This is a genomic window from Paraglaciecola sp. MB-3u-78 (assembly GCF_002835935.1).
Lineage (GTDB): Bacteria > Pseudomonadota > Gammaproteobacteria > Enterobacterales > Alteromonadaceae > Paraglaciecola.
In genome coordinates this window covers 1-479 of record NZ_PJCF01000058.1, presented here as the reverse complement: position 1 = coordinate 479, position 479 = coordinate 1, and the positions used below count along the sequence as shown (strand labels likewise).

The window sequence follows — 479 nt, the reverse complement described above, 5'->3', positions numbered from 1 at the left end:
GTAAGCGCTTAATAAACCTACGTCCTTATTCCGACGGGCAATCTGCTGCATAATTTCCTCATTACAAACGTATGAGGAAAACAAAGTGACCGCAACATCAAATTTAAAGCAGGAAGCTCCGCTGTGGCGTGAGCATGTGACTCAGTGGCGTGACTCAGGTTTAACCCAAGCTGCCTATTGTCGAGATCACGACCTGTGTCCACACAACTTCAGCTACCACAAACGCAAATACTCAACCGCACTGGTACCCATTAACCACAAACCCTCCGGTTTTGTCAGTGTGCAGCGATTACCTGAGCCGCAACATCATGATCCACTCTCATTGCACTTTACCAATGGTGTTCGTCTGATAGGTATCACGGCAAGTAACGTGTCAGTGGTTAAACAATTAGCCGAGTTGTTGTCGTGAGCAAAGTGATGCGTCCAGGTGTGGAGCTCACTCAGGTTTTTCTTTACCAACAGCCGATTGATTTTCGCAA

Annotated in this window: 1 protein-coding gene; it reads left to right on the top strand. The window is 47.0% G+C overall.

Annotation, left to right across the window (positions count from 1 at the left end; translation table 11 throughout):
* Positions 1 to 85: 85 nt before the first annotated feature.
* Positions 86 to 409: a hypothetical protein gene (locus CXF95_RS30970; RefSeq protein WP_232787551.1), complete on the top strand. Its 324-nt coding sequence runs from the start codon at positions 86 to 88 to the stop codon at positions 407 to 409.
* Positions 410 to 479: the final 70 nt, after the last annotated feature.